The sequence below is a fragment of the Lewinella sp. IMCC34191 genome, assembly GCF_003390935.1.
Taxonomy (GTDB): domain Bacteria; phylum Bacteroidota; class Bacteroidia; order Chitinophagales; family Saprospiraceae; genus Neolewinella.
The window spans coordinates 350,112-368,225 of record NZ_QNQZ01000002.1; the positions used below are offsets into that span (position 1 = coordinate 350,112).

At 56.9% G+C, this 18,114-nt stretch carries 12 protein-coding genes; 8 read left to right on the forward strand and 4 right to left on the reverse strand.

Translation table 11 applies throughout. The annotated features are described in order from the left end of the window. Window positions 1–92: 92 nt before the first annotated feature. Complete coding sequence (locus DRW39_RS05975) at window positions 93–878, forward strand: DUF547 domain-containing protein (RefSeq protein WP_116106105.1); 786 nt, start codon at window positions 93–95, stop codon at window positions 876–878. A 298-nt stretch (window positions 879–1,176) separates the two neighbouring features. Here the strand turns inward: DRW39_RS05975 and DRW39_RS22185 are convergent, their stop codons facing one another. Beyond that, complete coding sequence (locus tag DRW39_RS22185) at window positions 1,177–1,335, reverse strand: hypothetical protein (protein ID WP_157975955.1); 159 nt, start codon at window positions 1,333–1,335, stop codon at window positions 1,177–1,179. A gap of 219 nt (window positions 1,336–1,554) precedes the next feature. On the opposite strand from DRW39_RS22185, the gene gap reads away from it, so the two are divergent. From gap to DRW39_RS06005, 6 genes are all read left to right on the forward strand, one after another. Next, on the forward strand, window positions 1,555–2,547 hold the full coding sequence (gap, locus tag DRW39_RS05980) for a type I glyceraldehyde-3-phosphate dehydrogenase (protein ID WP_116106106.1): 993 nt from the start codon (window positions 1,555–1,557) through the stop codon (window positions 2,545–2,547). Between the two features lie 69 nt (window positions 2,548–2,616). Then, window positions 2,617–3,831, forward strand: coding sequence for a phosphoglycerate kinase (locus tag DRW39_RS05985; protein ID WP_116106107.1), 1,215 nt, complete (start codon window positions 2,617–2,619; stop codon window positions 3,829–3,831). 37 nt (window positions 3,832–3,868) lie between these two features. Continuing rightward, window positions 3,869–6,253 (forward strand): GAF domain-containing protein, encoded by a 2,385-nt coding sequence (locus DRW39_RS05990; protein WP_116106108.1) that lies wholly within the window; start codon window positions 3,869–3,871, stop codon window positions 6,251–6,253. Window positions 6,254–6,326: 73 nt separating this feature from the next. After that, the gene (locus DRW39_RS05995; protein ID WP_232830076.1) at window positions 6,327–7,385 is read left to right on the forward strand and encodes a PhoH family protein; all 1,059 of its coding nucleotides are present in this window, start codon (window positions 6,327–6,329) and stop codon (window positions 7,383–7,385) included. A 368-nt stretch (window positions 7,386–7,753) separates the two neighbouring features. Next, a complete protein-coding gene (locus DRW39_RS06000) occupies window positions 7,754–8,218 on the forward strand; it encodes a hypothetical protein (protein ID WP_116106110.1) in 465 nt (154 codons plus the stop codon). 68 nt (window positions 8,219–8,286) lie between these two features. Continuing rightward, entirely contained in the window at window positions 8,287–8,745 is a 459-nt protein-coding gene (locus DRW39_RS06005; RefSeq protein WP_116106111.1) for a hypothetical protein, read from the forward strand. Between the two features lie 134 nt (window positions 8,746–8,879). Here DRW39_RS06005 and DRW39_RS06010 read toward each other — a convergent pair whose 3' ends face one another. Together DRW39_RS06010 and DRW39_RS06015 are read right to left on the reverse strand one after the other, a co-directional pair. Next, the gene (locus tag DRW39_RS06010; RefSeq protein WP_116106112.1) at window positions 8,880–10,433 is read right to left on the reverse strand and encodes a hypothetical protein; all 1,554 of its coding nucleotides are present in this window, start codon (window positions 10,431–10,433) and stop codon (window positions 8,880–8,882) included. A gap of 579 nt (window positions 10,434–11,012) precedes the next feature. Further along, window positions 11,013–12,020, reverse strand: coding sequence for a PorP/SprF family type IX secretion system membrane protein (locus DRW39_RS06015; RefSeq protein ID WP_116106113.1), 1,008 nt, complete (start codon window positions 12,018–12,020; stop codon window positions 11,013–11,015). 154 nt (window positions 12,021–12,174) lie between these two features. Here DRW39_RS06015 and porU point away from each other — a divergent pair, with 154 nt between their 5' ends. Continuing rightward, a complete protein-coding gene (gene porU, locus DRW39_RS06020) occupies window positions 12,175–16,053 on the forward strand; it encodes a type IX secretion system sortase PorU (protein ID WP_116106114.1) in 3,879 nt (1,292 codons plus the stop codon). Between the two features lie 273 nt (window positions 16,054–16,326). On the opposite strand, the gene DRW39_RS06025 is transcribed toward porU, so the two are convergent. After that, window positions 16,327–18,045: a RagB/SusD family nutrient uptake outer membrane protein gene (locus DRW39_RS06025; protein ID WP_116106115.1), complete on the reverse strand. Its 1,719-nt coding sequence runs from the start codon at window positions 18,043–18,045 to the stop codon at window positions 16,327–16,329. Window positions 18,046–18,114 lie beyond the last annotated feature (69 nt).

Below are 18,114 nucleotides of genomic sequence, written 5' to 3' on the forward strand. Positions count from 1 at the left end.
AATAAGCTCCTTACCTGCGCTCCGCCGCCCAAGTCCCTGAATCCCGTGAGCCATGTTGCTGCGTAGGTGTTAGGGATAAATAACACCCTTTTATGCATCGACTTCTCGCCCTGAGCCTCCTGTTTCTTACCGCCTGCGGCACCTATCAGGCCACCGGCAACCCCGAGCCGGGCATCACTCCGAACGAGCTGAGCCAGCAATTCCTGGAGGGGCTGAAGGCGGGACGTAACGTTGACGATATTGTCGATCGGCTGGCCACCTACGACCCCGGCAACCTGGCCGCCGCGCTCGATTCCCGCGAGGAAAAACTCGCCTTTTGGGTCAATGTATACAACGGGATGGTGCAGTACCTGCTCACGCAGCAGCCCGCACTGTACGACAATCGCGGCAGCTTCTTCAAAACGCCCCGCTTTACGGTAGCCGGTCACGAGCTTAGTCCCGACGACATGGAGCACGGCATCATCCGCGGCGGGGAGAACAAACTGGGCCTGGGATTTATCCCCCAGCTATTCACCGACAAGTTCAGCCGCACGTTCCGCGTCAAAGGCGGCGACTCCCGCATCCACTTTGCCCTCAACTGCGGGGCCAGCGATTGCCCGCCGGTAGAGATTTACACGCCCGCCACCTACAACGAGCAGATCGATGCCCGCGTGCGCAGCTACCTGGCCGAGCATTCCACCATCGAGGAGCGCGACGGAAAGCGGGTACTCGTCACCTCCCCCCTCTTCTCCTGGTTCCGCGGCGACTTCCGCGACCACGACGGCGTCGATGACTTCCTAGTCGACTACGGCGTGCTCGAGCCGGAAGAGAAGAATATCGACCGGGAGTACGAAGATTATGACTGGACTTTGGAGACGGGGATTTGGGCGGAAAACTAGGGTAGATTGGCGATGCGCCCCCTTTATTACTCCTAGAAAACGTGCGTAGCGTAATCTACGTCCTAACCATCCAGTAAGTCCCGGAGGGCACTCACCCACGTGCAGGTCCATCCCGCGGTAGCCAAAGCGGGGTTCATCCTCGATGGTTACCTGCGGGAGGATAGCGCCCCCGGTGGATATTAATTGAATGAGGGTCTGGGCACCGTAAAAAGGCCGGCGCGCGTGGCGGCGGTGAAGCCTACGCCGGTGTCGTCGATCGCAAGCCGGTGTCCTTCCCGGCCGGTGTCCGCGGCGGCATCTACCGAGAGGCGTACCGCGGCGGCCGGACCACCATTCCCTCCCCTTCCCGGTATTCGGTCAGCAAGCCGGCTACCTGCGCGGAGGCGCTATCCGTTATCCATACTGGAAGCTGGCGGGGCAGGACGTAGTTTCCCGTCCCCGTAGATGGATAGGGCACCAGCGCCGGCAGTGGCCCGGGAAATCGCCCCGGAGGCCGCGGGAGACCGGAGTTTACGGCCGCACTAACCGTAATATTTACACTAAGTAAGCTACCTTTGAACAATGTCGCGGGCTAACCTTTATCTAGATTCCGTCCCGCCGCGATGGCAAGCCCGTGCTTCCACCGACTCACAGCTGGACGGCAAAGAGAATCCCAATATAAAATTCACCTCAAATTATGGCAAAGATTGCAATTAACGGCTTCGGTCGCATCGGACGTATTACCCTTCGTAACCTACTCGAAAAGGGCCTGGATGTCGTCGCGATCAACGACCTCACTGACAATGCCACCCTCGCTCACCTTTTCAAGTACGACAGCGTTCAGGGCAACTTCCCCGGAGAGGTGACCTCCGACGACGATAATATTTACATCGATGGCAAGAAGATCGACGCCCTCAGCCAGCCCGACCCGAGCAAACTCCCCTGGGGTGACCTCGACGTCGATGTCGTACTGGAATGTACCGGTCGCTTCGTCGACGAGGAAAAGGCCGGCCTCCACCTTAAAGCCGGAGCCAAAAAGGTCCTGATCTCCGCCCCCGCGAAAGGGAACGTGGCCACCGTCGTGCTCGGCGTGAACGAAGACGTCATCAACGCCGACACCAAGATCTACAGCAATGCCAGCTGTACCACCAACTGCCTGGCCCCGATGGTGAAGGTCCTGGACGATGCCTTCGGTGTCGAAAAAGGCTTTATCACCACGGTACACGCCTACACCGCCGACCAGAACCTGCAGGACGGCCCGCATAAAGACCTGCGCCGCGCCCGTGCCGCAGCCCTCAACATCGTGCCCACCACCACCGGTGCCGCTAAGGCCGTTGGCCTGGTACTCCCCCACCTGGACGGCAAGCTGGACGGAGGCGCCATGCGCGTACCCGTACCCACCGGCTCACTGACCGACTTCACCGCGATCGTCAAGCGCGACGTGACCCTCGAAGAGGTGGACAATGCCTTCAAAAAGGCCGCCGAAAGCGGACCGCTCAAGGGCATTCTCGCCTACGTCGATGCGCCCTACGTGAGCAGCGACATCGTTGGCAGCAAGTACAGCAGCCTCTACGACAAAGACCAGACCATCGTTTCCGGCACCCTCGTCAAAGTGGTGTCCTGGTACGACAACGAGGCCGGCTACAGCGCCCGCCTGGCCGATCTTTGCGAACGGATCGCCAGCCTTTAATCATCTGACAAGCACGGGGCGCGCCATACCGGTGCGCCCCTTTTTTATTTCGGTAATTTTACCCCCACTATGAAGCTGCAAGACCTAGACCTCGAAGAAAAGAAAGTACTCGTACGCGTCGATTTCAACGTTCCCATCGACGAAGACGGAGAGGTGACCGACGCCACGCGGATCGAAAAAGCCGCGCCGACCATTCAGTACCTCCTTGAAAACGGTGCCGCCGTTATCCTCATGTCCCACCTCGGGCGTCCGCAAAAGGAAAAGCTGGAGGATGGCACCATCGATAAGGAAAGCTTCACGCTGCGTCCCGTCGTTCCGACCCTGGAGGACAACATCGGCTGCCAGGTCATCTTCGTAGAGGATACCATCGGCGAAGATGCCAAGGCCGCCGTCGAAGCCCTCGAACCGGGCCAGGTATTACTCCTGGAGAATACCCGCTTCTATGCCGGCGAGGAAAAGGGCGACAAGGACCTGGCCAAAGCCATGGCCGGCCTGGCTGACGTTTACGTCAACGACGCCTTCGGCGCCGCGCACCGCGAGCACGCCTCTACCGCCACCGTGGCCCAGTTCTTCGATGCCGACAAGAAAAGCTTCGGCTTCCTGATGGGGGCCGAACTCGAAGGGGCCGATAAACTGCTCAACTCCCCCGCCCATCCGGTGACCGCCATCGTCGGGGGTGCCAAGGTGAGCGACAAGATCCTCCTGCTGGAAAAGCTGCTGAACTTCGCCGACAACATCATCATCGGTGGTGCCATGGCCTACACCTTCAGCCTGGCCAAGGGCGGCAAGGTCGGTCAGTCACTGGTGGAACGGGACAAGACGGACAACGCGCTGGACCTCCTGAAAAAAGCCGAAGCCAAGGGCACGAAGATTTACCTGCCCGTGGATACGGTCGTCGGGAAGGAATTCAGCAACGAAACCCCATCGGACATTGTGCCCGCCGGCGAGATCGGCGACGAATGGCAGGGGCTGGACATCGGACCCAAGTCCGTGGAAAAGTTCTCCGAGGTAATTGCCAGGAGCAAGTCCATCCTGTGGAACGGCCCGATGGGCGTCTTCGAGATGAAGAACTTCGCCAAGGGGACCAATGCCATCGCCGAAGCCGTAGCCGAAGCCACCGAAAAGAACGGAGCTTACAGCCTCATCGGTGGAGGAGATTCGGTATCGGCCATCAACCAGGCCGGACTGGCCGACAAGGTGAGCTTCGTGAGCACCGGCGGCGGTGCCATGCTCGAACTGCTCGAAGGCAAGGAATTGCCCGGTATCAAAGCGATTCGTAGCTAGCGTTCAGCCTTTTTTGTCGCCACCGCGTTATTCGGGCATGAACCTCGAGATCGTAATCGACGAGCGCGACCGGCACATCGGTATTCCCCTGCAATTTGGCGGGGCGGAAGCGAACGGGACGAACTTTGATCCCTTCGTAACGCCCTACCCATCCGTGCTCAGCTTCGAGCGCCTGCTGCATAAAGTAGAGGCCATGGCGGCAGAAGGTTCCGCCGGGGTCCGGCTCATCGGGCGGGAAATCCTGCGGCGCGTGGACGAGGTGCCGGCCTTCCGGTCGCCCATCCACGATCTTAGCATGCTGCGGGAACACGAGGATTTGCTCGACCTGATGATGGTCTTCCTGGTTTCGCCGGAAGACCGCAGCAGTCAGCTGTTTAAGTTCTCGCTTCCCTTTTCCATGCAGCCGCTGTACGTCAGCGATGGCATGCGGGAGCTCCTCGGCCGGCAGGACGTTTGTTATTCTTTTGGCGACGGAGCGCAGGAAGTATGGAAAAAGCACCTGGTCATGGTCGGTTGCACCATCCTTCAACAGTGCTATGGCGTGAAGGTCAATATCGAAGCGAGTGCCATGCTCACGGTACCGGACCCGCTGACGGGCTTGAATCGTTTTTACAAGCCAATCTTCAATCAGGACTTCGTTTCGGTCAATGTAAACGGACCCCTGCCGCAACTGCGGAAGGCGCAGATTCAGCAACTCCTGAATAATATCCATCACACCGAGCTCTGGCAGAAGCTGCTGCCGCCGGACGTGTTTAGCTTTCACGGCTTTCACCTCGCGCAACTTCATGAAGTGACGGCCGAGGAAAGCCTGAGCCGACTCAAGCACCGCCTGATCAGCCGTGACGCCGTACTCGACGTCGACCGGGTGAAGGAACTGGCTAACCTGGTTCGCCTGCACTTCCAGCTGCCCCACCTGCAACTCGGACTAACCGCCGTCGACTATCCCCAGGAGCGTGCCGTGGACCACGAATACCGGATCCGGTACAATTTGCTGGCCGACGAGGTAGCCAGCCTGACCGACCAAGCTTACGCCGGGAGTATTTACGACCGGGTGTTTCAATCCGGTGAAATGCTGGTCATCCAGGATCTGGCCGCCATCGACAGCCCTACCCTACTGGAAGAACGGCTGATCGACCTGGGTTACCGGAGCATGCTGCTGGCCCCGCTGCTCAGTCAGGACAAACACGTGATCGGTATCGTCGAACTGGCCAGTCCGGAGTCCCATGCGCTGAATGCGTTCATGGAGTCTAAATTCGAGGAAATTCGCGGGCTGTTCCGGACCGCGGTGGAAAGAAGCCGGGAATACATCAACAATCGAATCGAAGTGATCCTGCGCGAGCAGTATACGAGCCTGCACCCCACCGTGGAGTGGCGGTTTACGGAAGCGGCTTTCAATATCCTCAAGCGGCAGGAAGAGGGTCTTTCTCCGGTGGCGGAAGAGATCCGTTTTAAAAAGGTGTATCCGCTTTACGGTCAACTGGATATCGTAGGCAGCTCTAACCTGCGCAACGCCGCCATATACCAGGATCTCATCGATAACCTGCGGGCCGGCCGGCTAATTTTGGTCCGCGCCCTCGACATGGTCGATTTTCCCATCGTGAATCAGGTCATCATGTCGCTGGATGTGCACCTGGCCACTACCCTGGACCAATTCGACAACAGCCACGAGATCCGGATCGGCGATTTCATCCACCGTCAGCTCAGTCCTCTCGTGCTCCAGCTGGGCCAGTCCTTTCCTGCGTTGCGGGAGCTCATCGCCTCCTACCGGCATAACCTCGACCGTGACCTCGGATTGTTCTACCGGGTACGCCGCGATTACGAGAACAGTGTCAATACGCTGAACCGGATGATCGGTGATTTTCTCACGGAGCGGGACCAGGCCGCCCAGAAGGTGCTCCCCCACTACTTCGAGAAATACAAAACGGACGGTGTCGAATACGAAATGTACATCGGCCAGAGCCTGCTGAAGCACCACCGGTTTACGGACCTGCACCTCCGCAACCTGCGGCTGTCGCAGTTGGTCGACCTGTGCGAGTTGACGCGTCGCGTGGATACCCTCCGCCCGGAACTGCCCATGCCCCTCCGTACGGCACAGTTGATCTTCGCCTACACGGCTACACTCAACATCCGCTTTCGCATGGACGAAAAACGGTTTGACGTGGACGGGGACTACAACGTCCGGTACGAGATCCTGAAGAAGCGGATTGACAAGGCAACGATCCGCCAGGGGGCCGAAAGATTGACCCAGCCGGGGATGGTCAGCATCGTATATATGCAAGATAAGGACGTGGAAGAATACGAGGATTACCTGCACTACCTCCACCAGGCCGGCTACGTCGACGGTGACGTTGAATACCTGACGCTGGATCCGCTGCAATCGGTCAGCGGCTTGCAGGCCCTGAGGTTCCGGGTAAAAGTCTGAAACTTTGGCGCGTGGTGCATAGTTAAGTAAACCAACTGCTCCCTAACCGTTCACGGAGCCAAAAATCAATCGTTTGAGCGAAATTGTCATGTCAATAAATGGGGTGGACCCCGTTTCCTTGCTCGGGGAGAACAACAAAAAGCTGAACCTGATTCGGGCGGCTTACCCCGAGGCTACCGTTACCCAGCGGGGTACCAACATTAAGATCAAGGCCGAGAAACCGGACGCGCAGAAGATCAAGCATCACCTGGAACTGATGATGCGGTTGCTTCAGGACAACCGGGAGCTCAGCACCCACACGGTGGAGGACGTGCTGGCGGGCGAGAACCCCTTCCAGACCCGCCTCGGTACGGGTAGCAAGAACAAGACCATCGTTTTCGGTCGCAACGGCAAGCCCATCAAGGCCCGTACACCCAATCAATTTATGATGATCGAGGCGGCGGAAGCCAATGACATCGTCTTTGCCGTAGGTCCGGCCGGTACCGGTAAAACCTATACCGCGGTCGCCCTCGCTATCCGCGCCCTGAAGAACAAGCTGGTAAAGAAGATCATTCTTACCCGGCCCGCCGTAGAGGCGGGAGAGAGCCTCGGCTTCTTGCCCGGCGACCTGCAGGATAAGATCGACCCCTACCTGCGTCCATTATATGATGCCCTCGACGATATGCTGCCGCGGGAGCGCCTGGACAAATTCCGGGAGGACGGTACGATCGAGATCGCGCCCCTGGCGTACATGCGTGGCCGAACCCTGGATAACTGCTTTGTCATCATGGACGAAGCGCAGAACACCACCACCTCGCAGATCAAGATGTTCCTCACGCGCCTTGGCCCCTCCGCCAAGTGTATCGTGACCGGTGACCTGAGCCAGGTGGACCTTCCCCGTAACCAGGTTTCGGGACTTCGGCGGGCCATTACACTGCTTGCACCGATAAAAGGAATCAGCGTCATCCGCCTGACCGCCGAGGACGTGGTACGTCACCGCCTGGTGAAAGCGATCATCAAAGCCTACGATGCAGACGACGAAGCCGAGGGCCGGGGCCGCTTCGGTCCGCCTCCGGAGAGCACTTTTGAGCGCCTGGGAGCGCCTGGTCGTAGCCGAAGAGACGAGGAAATGGAAGAAAATACCGGCGAATAAGCCGATTTGTTGTTTATTTTATATTCCGTAAACTAAGAAAGCCAGTGCCGTAAAGCACTGGCTTTCTTGCGTTTATGGAATATTGAACGGTTTTCCGTTCGTTTATAGGCCTTTTATTGTATTGAAAAGTGCTGCAATTCCCGGGCCTAGTTGCACCCATCTTTGGAATACAATCAGCGGAAACGCAGATACAGCTACTCATGAAAACGCCTAACCGAATCCATTCACACGGTCACCTTCTGATCACAACCTGTACCGATCATGGTAGAAGATATCATCCTGTAAACGGACCACTTTTCGGTTTAGTACTTCTCTTTTAACCCCCTTTGGGTTTTTAATCATTGTCTCAATTCTCAATCAAACTACTTATGGCTTTCCTTAACGAACTACTTTCTCCAGAAATTGTCTCCACCGCCCAAACTGCGGTCGACTACCTCAACAGCCTGGTCGGCAGCATCGTCGTCGAAGACATCGTAACCTATGCGCAGCATAACATCGTCGTCGAAGACATCGTGACCCGCGGCGCCGAAATGGCCAGCAATAACATCGTCGTCGAGGACATCGTGACCCGCGGCGCCGAAATGGCCAGCAACAACATCGTCGTCGAGGACATCGTAACCCGCGGCGCCGAAATGGCCAGCAACAACATCGTCGTCGAAGACATCGTGACCCGCGGCGCCGAAATGGCCAGCAATAACATCGTCGTCGAAGACATCGTAACCCGCGGCGCCGAAATGGCCAGCAATAACATCGTCGTCGAAGACATCGTGACCCGCGGCGCCGAAATGGCCAGCAATAACATCGTCGTCGAAGACATCGTAACCCGCGCCTAAATCTCCCCCCCCACCTTAATCCATAATCAGAATTTTAGCCAAAATTCGTCCTCTTTAAATCTCATCTCTTGGAATTCTTCACTTACCTCCTGTCTCCCGAAACCTTGGAATCCACCCGTGCCGCCTTTGAAAGCCTGGGCGACCTGACTCCAAGCATTGTAGTCGAAGACATTGTTACCTACGCAAATATCGTAGTAGAAGATATTGTAACCCGCGGCAGCCAACTTGCCAGCAGCAACATCGTCGTCGAAGACATCGTAACCCGCGGTGCCGAGATGGCCAGCAACAACATCGTCGTCGAGGACATCGTAACCCGCGGTGCCGAGATGGCCAGCAACAACATCGTCGTCGAGGACATCGTAACCCGCGGTGCCGAGATGGCCAGCAACAACATCGTCGTCGAGGATATCGTAACCCGCGGTGCCGAGATGGCCAGCAGCAATATCGTTGTCGAGGACATTGTTACCCGCGGAAGCGAACTAGCTACCTCGAACATCGTTGTGGAGGACATTGTTACCCGCGCTTAAGCGAAGGGGCTATCCCTCCCAAGGACAGATCTGATTATACTTTGAACACACGATCCCCACGGGGAGCAAAACACAAACCCACCATGGTAGAAGATATTATCCTGTAAATCGGCCTAACGAAATCAACACTCGCCCTATTTGGACGGCATACGCATCCGCCGGCGATCCGGGGCCTTGTTGTCAAGATTTTGAAGCACGATTTCCCACAACGTTTCGTACCGGATCATCTCGGTACTATTCGCCCTACCCAGCTTTTTAGCCTCCGGGCTGACCATCTTCTGGTAGGTCTTACTTGACTTACGTACCGTTGCCGCCCGGTGAAATTCACATTTGTTGGCGGTCAGCAACAGCTTAAAGAAGCAGTTGTTCCTTAAGTTCTCGTTATTCATCAGGTAGCGGCTTCCGTAGCGGCTGAGCGCATCCGTGCGATCCATAACCTTGGTATACTGCTGCTGAATGATGAAGTAAATAACCTGCAGGATCAAGATCTGGATATTCATCCCTTGCTTGTCCTTGGAATACGACGGTACGTTATTGACAAATTTGGACAGCTTAAAGTCAGGCAACTGGCCCTGCATTTTGTCGGGATCGATCATCCCGGAAAGGATCAGGATATTGATGTAAGCCTCCAGAATAAACCAGTACTCGACGTGCTGTTGCTTCAGCAGGCGTTTCAGCGCTGACCGGTCTACCTGCGCGAGTTGCTCGTAAGCATAATCGTAGTGTCCGGTCTGCAGTCCCAGCGTGATGGCGTATTCGGAGAGCTTCAGATCGTTGATTGAGTTTTCCGCGATCATCGCCTTCGCCCGCTTAACCTGCAGGTACCCTTCCTTGAAGTCCTTCAGCTTCACCGAGCATTCAACCCGCGTGAGTGCCATGAGGGAAAGGGATTGATTACCGGCTCCCTTGCAATTACGGAGCACGATCTCCGCCTCGTTGGCCGTATGGATCGCCTCCAGGTAGTTTCCTAGAAGGGTCAGGCTGTGGACCTTCATCATATAAAACATGGCCTGCATGGCGGAAACCTTGGGGTATTCCCTAACCTCCGGTTCACATTCCGCTACAAACTCGGACACCTTAGCCCCTATCTCATTGGGGAGAAGCTTGTGGGTGTAGATCATCCGCCGCATCTCCCGGTACCGACTGGTTACCTTATTCAGAATCCATTCCGCGCGAGCGTAGTAGTCAGCCAGTTCCTGGTACTTGGAGAAGCGCTTGTCATCAAAACCAACGCCGAGATAAAGACTGGCCAGGATGGATGTAAGACGGCTGTTGATTGGCAGGATCTCATAATCCTGTACGCGTCGGAGGGTCAGATGAGCCAGGTACTTCACGCTCTGCCAGGCGCGTCGCGTCAGTAACAAACTGATCAGGTTCAGCTGCCGATAACCGTTCACCTGGGCCTCATCGTAATTACGATAGTTGGCCGAGTAGACGTCATCGTCCATTATAGCCGTAGTAATTAGGTCTCGTAACCTGCCCTTCAGTGCGCGATAAGCAGCGTGGCTGGTAGTAGCTCCGGCGCCGTAAAGGCGTTCGACAATCTCCTCTTCTTCCAGATTGCCCTTCTTGATCAGGGCGTGTAGGTCGGCGACCATGGATTGCTTTCCCTTGGCCTTACTGATCTTCAGCAGTTTTCCGATCTTTTTAGAAGAGGCAACGTCTAAAAGCTCCTGGATATCCTCCATTATGATGTTACGGAATAAGGCTGGAGTGAGCGATTATGAAAAACATAAAGAACTAAAAACCAACCAGTTACAAAAAATAAGCCTGAAAAATATGCGCAATAGTGTGCTGCAAAATAGTTGAAAATGCTTACTTTTCGATACCTCCGCGCTCTATATTTGTACTATCAACAACGGAAAAACACCTAAAACAACTTTTTCAAAATCTAATCTTGAGTTTTATAAAATTGTGTTTGTTCATAGTGTCTCTTTAGTTATAATTCGCAACCCTTGAATGTGGGTTTTTCATCAAAGGAGTGGTTGACATAACTAGCCTCGTGTCAGCTTACCGGTTTTAGCGAAATTATAACGACAGCGCCAACCGCTCTTCGGTTGGCGCTTTTTTTATGCGCCAAACCATCCGAATGGTTGATCATGGCCCCGAAGATAAGCGTTTCCGAGGATTTTAACACGAAAAGTTTTTAGAGCCCTTCCTCGCGGGGACCCACCGCACCTACCCCGGGCACCGCGAGAAGAGAATTAAAGCCCTGGCCTCGATGAAAAGGGGGGATACGCTTAAAGGCAACTACCTCGGAAATGTGATTACCGGAACATGCCCAGACAGTCGTTGTACCGGTCCGCGTGCCGTCGGCGCTGAAGCTCCTGGCTATTCCCGAAGTCGATGGTGAAGCTCACTTCGAAAGTCGCTCCCAATCCGCCGGGGACACTACGAAGTGCGGAAATTACGCTGTCGTAGCTGAGCCCAATGCGGAGGATATCTTCCCGGAAAGTGACCGCGGCGATGAAGCCGTCCGCGTTTCCGAACGCATGCCGGTACCACCCGCCCAGCGAAAAGGCACCGTACCCGAAGTACGCCCCCAGGTTAAGTTGCTGAAAACTCGCCTGGCTGGTAAACAGGAGGTTGGGCGTGACGTAGGCGGGGCGGCGGGGATTGCTAAACCGCTTGAGATCGAACTGTGCACCGGTGTGCAGACTAAAGCGTTGGGGCCGGCCGGCGTACAGGTTATCGTCGAGCGCCAGCAGTCCTTCATCGGGTCGGTTTAGGTGTTCGATACTCAGTCCGGCATAGAGGTTTCTGCCGTAGAGTAAGACTCCGGTCCCCAGATCCACGGAGGTCGTCGATGCCGATTCCAGTTGTTCCTGGGATATGCCGTCCGGGCCTTCGGTCGGATCGATCACGTCGCCGAAGATCAACCCATTATAGTCTACCCGGCTATCGAGCAGGCCACCACTCAGGCCGATACGGGCGTGGAAATCCTGGTTGATCCGGACATCGTAAGCGTACACCAGGGCGACCTGGCTCGTCTTGTAGAGTCCATCCAATTGACTGTCGGTCAGCACGCGGATCCCGAAGTTGGATGGTGAATTATTCACCGGTTGCTCATAGCTGGCGGCAAACGTGCGGTAAGCACTCGGGTAGCTGGTATGTTGGCTCCGGTAATTGAGGGTGATCCGTGGGGCGGCGCTCACGCCGGTAAAGGCCGGGTTGAGCTGGAGAGGGGAAGCATAAAATTGCGAGAAGACGGCGTCCTGGGCCTGCACAAGCAGGGGACAGCACAATAGGGCAATCAATGCAAGAAGATGATGCATGCCTAAAGCTACTCTCTAACGCATCGCTTTCCAAATCCCGCTGCGGGGCGGTCGCCCCACCGACAGGCCGCCTCCCCCGACCGGCAATCTGCGCCGCGCGGACAACGTTTACCGCCACGCTGCGTATCTTATTTTCGCACCTTATTGACGAACTATGCCGAAGCTTTTCCCCGCCTTTATCTGCCTATTGCTCTCGGGCGCTATCGGGGCGCAAATCACCGTCCGTCAACAGCTTACGTGGGAAGAACCCACCGTGGTGGAATGGGAAGGCAACCGCCGAGTGGTCCTGTCGTATATCGTCGGTGACGACGAGAGTGCCCTGCGTACCGGAAAGTTGCCGCCTTTTATCCATACCCTCCGCCCCGCCGACGGCCGGTCCTATAGCGTGGAAGTCGTTGAATTAGAAAGCGAATCATTTCTACCCCCTTCCGGCTTCGAGTCGCCTGGAGACACGGACTTCACCTTTAGCTACTCCTCGGTCCTCCAACCCGAAGGGTGGTCCGGCAAGATCAGCGGTCCTTCGATCATCGCCACCACTGGCGGCCTTCAACGCCTTACTTCGGTTAGTCTCCGTCTGGTGCCCGGTCCGGGGAAAGTCAATCCGAAATCCCTCAATTTCACGACGCAGTCCGTTCTTCGGGAAGGGGATATCTACAAGATAGCGGTACAAACGACCGGCGTATACCGGCTGTCGCGTGCCTTCCTGACCGATGCCCTCAAAGTCAGCGGCCTGGATGCCATCGATCCGCGAGATATCAAAATATACGGTCAGCGTGGTGGGATGCTTCCCGAAACAGTCAATGCAACTCCGCCCGACGATCTCTCCGAACTCGCTATTCACATCGAAGGGGAAGGAGACGGTAGTTTCGACGGCGGAGACTACATCCTTTTCTATGCAGAGGGACCGGACCGACAGACCTACGATCCGGTAGGAGATCGCTTTTCGCTGGAAAAAAACATTTACTCCACCGAAAACCACTACTATCTCCAGCTTAACGCATCGGGGCGGGGTCGGCGGGTCGGTACCCTTCCAACGGCAGCCGGTGGAACGGTAACCACTGCTTACGACGACGTGCAACACTACGAGGAAGACCAGGCAAACATCCTTCACGTACTCAGCAAAACAACCAACAGTCATGGCTCCGGCCAGAGTTGGTGGGGGGACTTTTTCGAAGGCAGTCGCGAAAAGTCATATCCAACCTTCGTATTCCCCGATCTCGTAACCGAAGAACCCGTGGGCGTACGTGCCCGGATGGCCGTTCGCGCCGAAGCCTCCAGCCGCTTTTTCGTCAGTGTAAACGGTACCGAGATAGCCAGCAACCTCGCTTCCGCCGTAATTTTTGGCGCGCAGGAGCAGAGTCCGGCAGCCAGACCCACTACCCTATCCGGCTCGGTCAACGCAGCGAGCGACCGCCTGGATGTCAGGGTTCTTTACCCCCGGATTGGTGGTGGAGGACGCAGTGAAGCCTGGCTGGATTACGTGCAGTTGCGCGGGCGTCGCCGGCTCAGTTTCGGCGGACGCAAGCAGTTCGCTTTCCGCGATACCCGCACCATTGATGCCGCTTCGGTCACCTTCGACCTACTCAACCCGCCGGCCGGCGTACGGGTATGGCGGGTGGACGGCCCGGATGTCTGGCAAGCCGGTTTGTCCGGCAACCGGTTTAATGCACCCGCCGGGGCGCTCTACGAATATGTAGCCTTCCAGGACAACACCGGTCTGGAGCCGCGCGCCCTGGGCAAAGTCGCCAATCAGAATATCCACGCGATCAACCGGGCGGATATGATCATCGTGACCCACCCAGAATTCAAAAGCCAGGCCGAAAACCTGGCCCAGCACCGGCGTGACCACAACGGCTTTACCGTCCAGCTGGTGACGACGGAGGAGATCTACAATGAATTCAGTAGCGGTCGGGACGACCCCGCCGCCATTCGCAACTTCGTACGGATGGTGTACGAACGGGACCCCGGCCTGAAGTACCTGCTGCTCTTTGGTGACGGCAGCTTCGACCACCGCAACATCTACAAACTGGGCACCAATTTCATTCCCGTTTTCGAGCACGACGGTAGCCTGACGGAGGTCAACAGCTTTCCCGCCGATGACTTCTACGGGATCATGACGCCGGCCTTCGGCAGCCAACCCCTTGCCCCGGACCTCAGCATCGCCGTCGGGCGACTCCCCCTCAAATCGGCCGATGAGGCCAATCCGCTGGTCGACAAGCTCATTCGCTACGATACCGACCCATCCACCTTCGGCGATTGGCGCACCCGCATGGTCTTCGTCGGTGATGACGAAGACCGCGGTCGCCACACGATCGACGTCAACCGGGTCGCCAACGCCGTCGAAAGCCGGAAGCCCGACCTGAACTTCGACAAACTCTACTTCGATCTCTACCCGCAGCAGAGCATCTCCGCCGGCGAGCGTTACCCCGCCATCACCGAGGGACTCGACCGCGCCGTCTTTCGCGGGGCCATGGCCGTCACCTATCTGGGGCACGGCGGTCCGCGTGGATGGGCCCAGGAAAGGGTACTGACGATTCCCCAGATCAGAAACTGGACGCGCCCGGAAAGTTCTCCGGATCCTATTCAGCCCCCCGTATTCATCACGGCCACCTGCACCTTCAGCAATTACGACGATGCCAGCTTCGTCAGTGCCGGTGAGGAGGCCTTGCTGACCCCCAATGGTGGGGTTATCGCGCTCATGACGACCACGCGGCCGGTCTTCGCTACCCGCAACTACCAACTCACCAATAATACCGTCCAGGCCATGCTGGATCGCTCCGATGGGGAATGGCCCAGTCTGGGCGATATCATCCGCATCGCCAAGAATGCGACCACCCCGGTGGATGATGTAAACTACCTGCAGGGCGACACGGAAAACGCCCGGAAGTACACCCTGCTCGGCGACCCCGCAACCGTACTAGCCCTGCCCCGCCATAGCGTTCGGACCACCATGATCGACACCCTGCCGGTGGATATGAGCCGAAGCGATACGGTACGCGCCCTGCAAAAGGTCCGCATCAGCGGGGAAGTCATTACCGTGGATAGCGTCCTGCTGAGCAACTTCAACGGGGAAGTCTATCCGACCATCTACGATAAGGAGCAGACCATATCCACCCTACAGCAAAACAGTGACAGCCCGCTGCTTGAAATCGATGTCCAACGCAATATCATCTTTCGCGGCCGGGCTACCGTGACCGACGGTAAGTTCTCCTTCGAGTTCGTGGTACCGAACGACATCGATTATTCCTTCGGCCCGGCCAAAGTCAGTTACTACGCGGCCGATAAATCCCAGCGTACCGATGCCGCCGGCTTCTACGATCGCCTCATCGTCGGCGGCACCGGAGACGATACCGCGGCTAACGACGAAGGCCCGACCGTGGAAGTCTACCTCGACGACACGGATTTCGTGACCGGCGGAGAAGTCTCCTCCGACCCCGTCCTGTTGCTGCACCTGACCGATGACCTGGGCATTAATGTAACCGGCAACAGTATTGGTCACGATTTAGAGGCAGTGCTCGACGAAGATTCCCGGAATCCAATTGTACTGAACGACTATTACGAAGCGGATGTGGATAATTACCGTAGCGGGAAGGTCCGCTACCCCCTATTCGATCTCGAACCCGGGCTGCACACGGTGCGGATCCGGGCCTGGGACGTGGCCAACAACAGCACGGTATCCAGTACCGAGTTCATTGTGGCCTCTGACATGGGGGATGCGCTCACCCACGTGCTTAACTATCCCAACCCCTTCACCACCTCGACCTGCTTTCAATTCGATCATACCCTCGTTGGTCAGGAAGTGAGCGCACTGATTCAGATCTATACCGTCAGTGGTCGCCTGGTCAAGACCCTACAGGCTGACTTCCCCGTAAGTGACGGCACCGTTCGCCAAGACGACTGTATCGAATGGGACGGCCTGGATGACTACGGTGACCAGCTGGCGCGCGGAGTGTACCTCTACCAGATCCGGCTGCAGGGAGACGGAACGAACATCATCAACGGGGAACTCGAAAAACTGGTCATCCTTAAATAGCCGGCTTGGCACGCGCTTCAGCCCGAAGAGCATCCGGTATTTCCTCAGTTCCTATGGCTGTCGGCACACGAGAAGGCGATGGCGCCTGGCCTTGAGTCTGGCTATGCCTACCGCTTGGTTGCGCCCCAACTCCATACCACGGAGGTACAGCGATCTTAGCGGTTTCTGCCAGGCTCATTTAGGCCGATATTCCGACTGATAAGGGCAAAAAAAAGCGGCCCTGACCGGTAATACCGATCAGGGCCGCTCGCGTACCGGCTGGTGCCGATTAGGTTAGTAACCGGGGTTCTGACCGAGTACATCCAGTCCCTGCAGGTCGATCTGACCCTGGGGGATGGGATAGTACAGATCCTGGGGGGCGGTAAACTGGGCACCGCCGAATTGTACGGGAAGGAATTGGCGCTCGTAGTCCACGTAGCTGTTCAGGAAGGACTCGGCCCGTCCCCAACGGCGCAGGTCAAAGAAGCGGTGGCCTTCACCGGAAAGCTCAAGCTTCCGCTCAAACTGCAGGATTTTGCGGGCATTCGCCTGGCTTCCTAAGTCGTCGTAGAGGGAAATCTCGTAGTTGGCGGGAGAGTCCTCCAGCTCGGAGTTGGCAGCCCGCTCGCGGACCATATTGATCAGGTCGAGGGCATCGTCCAGGTTACCCAATTCGATCTCGGCCTCGGCCAGCATCAGCAGTACGTCGGCGTACCGGAGTACCACGTAGTTGACGGCGGGATAGCCACGGGTCCAGCTGGTACCGTCGGAGAAGGTATTCTCCTGCGATTGGTAGTAGATGAACTTCTTAGGCGCGTAGGGACCACCGTGAGCCTGGTCGCGGATCCAGGGACGACCGGGGTGAGGGCCCCAGTCGAGGTAAGGAACACCGCGACGACCGACGGAGTGGTCGAGACGAGGGTCGACGGGTTTATCGTCAACCGTGAAAGGATCTTCGGCGGATAGACCGAAGTCGTTAGTAATGGCATTGCCCTCGCTCCGGTAAGCCTCGTCAAACAGCGGAAGGCCACCCTCCGTACGGAAGGAGTTCACCAGGTCGAAGCTCGGCTGGAAGAAACCACAGCAACCGCCGGGTCCGCTGGATCCGGTATTGTGGGGGAAGTTCAGTACGAAGTCGGGGTTGGCATTATTGACCGTACCGGTATTGGCGGCGGCCTGAATGGCAAAAATGGATTCGCTGTTGTTGTCGAAAGCAGCGTTGAACAGATCACCGTAGTTCGGCAGCAGGGCAAGTGCCTGACCGTTGGCGGTCTGACCGTTCTCCACTACCCAATCAAACATGCCCTTCGCGTCGGACCATTTCTCCTGGAAGAGGTACACTTTGCCTAGCAGCGAGGCGGCGGCGGTCTTATTGGCACGACCGGCCTGCTCCTGCGTAGCAGGGAGGTTCTCGTAAGCATACATCAGGTCAGCCTCGATGTCGGACCAGAGGTCGGAGGAGGGGACGAGTACGGCTTCTTCCGAGGTCAGATCTTCGGTGACGAAGGGGGCCTTGCCGAAAGAGATCTTAACCTGAAAGTAGTAGAGGGCACGGAGGAAACGTCCTTCGGCCATGGCCGATGCACGAAATTCGTCACTGACGTTGGGGTCGGTAGAGTTTTTGGCGATTCCGACGGCGGCATTTGAGCGGGCTACCCCTTCAAAGAGACCGTTCCAGCGATCGGAAGGAATCCGGGAGGTAGTGGTAAGCTGGTAACGAACCAATTCGTTGATGTCGGCGAAGTCACCCGTTTCGGTGCCCTTATTGGCATCACCGCCCTGAATGGAACCGTTCGCCCAGTTAGAGGCTCCGGCAAAGTAGTTGCCACGGCCACCCAGTTGGGAATAAGCACCGATCAGTAGACCGTCGATACCCGGCCGGCTACCCAGCACGTCTTCGTTAAGCGAACCGGTGGGGGCCACCTCCAGGAAATCATCCGAGCAGCCCTGGAAAACCAGGCCCAGCGCTGCCAGGGTGGCGAATATATAGGTGAGACGTTTTTTAGTCTGCATGATAGTTTTAATTAAATGTGTTCGTGTCCGGCTCGTCCCGCCCGGCCTTGAGCCGGGCGGGACGAATGT

Coding starts and splice junctions, on each gene's coding strand:
- DRW39_RS06010 (WP_116106112.1), bottom strand. CDS start 10,433: ATGGAGGATATCCAGGAGCTTTTAGACGTTGCCTCTTCTAAAAAGATC.
- DRW39_RS05990 (WP_116106108.1), top strand. CDS start 3,869: ATGAACCTCGAGATCGTAATCGACGAGCGCGACCGGCACATCGGTATT.
- DRW39_RS06025 (WP_116106115.1), bottom strand. CDS start 18,045: ATGCAGACTAAAAAACGTCTCACCTATATATTCGCCACCCTGGCAGCG.
- DRW39_RS05985 (WP_116106107.1), top strand. CDS start 2,617: ATGAAGCTGCAAGACCTAGACCTCGAAGAAAAGAAAGTACTCGTACGC.
- porU (WP_116106114.1), top strand. CDS start 12,175: ATGCCGAAGCTTTTCCCCGCCTTTATCTGCCTATTGCTCTCGGGCGCT.
- DRW39_RS05975 (WP_116106105.1), top strand. CDS start 93: ATGCATCGACTTCTCGCCCTGAGCCTCCTGTTTCTTACCGCCTGCGGC.
- gap (WP_116106106.1), top strand. CDS start 1,555: ATGGCAAAGATTGCAATTAACGGCTTCGGTCGCATCGGACGTATTACC.
- DRW39_RS06015 (WP_116106113.1), bottom strand. CDS start 12,020: ATGCATCATCTTCTTGCATTGATTGCCCTATTGTGCTGTCCCCTGCTT.
- DRW39_RS06000 (WP_116106110.1), top strand. CDS start 7,754: ATGGCTTTCCTTAACGAACTACTTTCTCCAGAAATTGTCTCCACCGCC.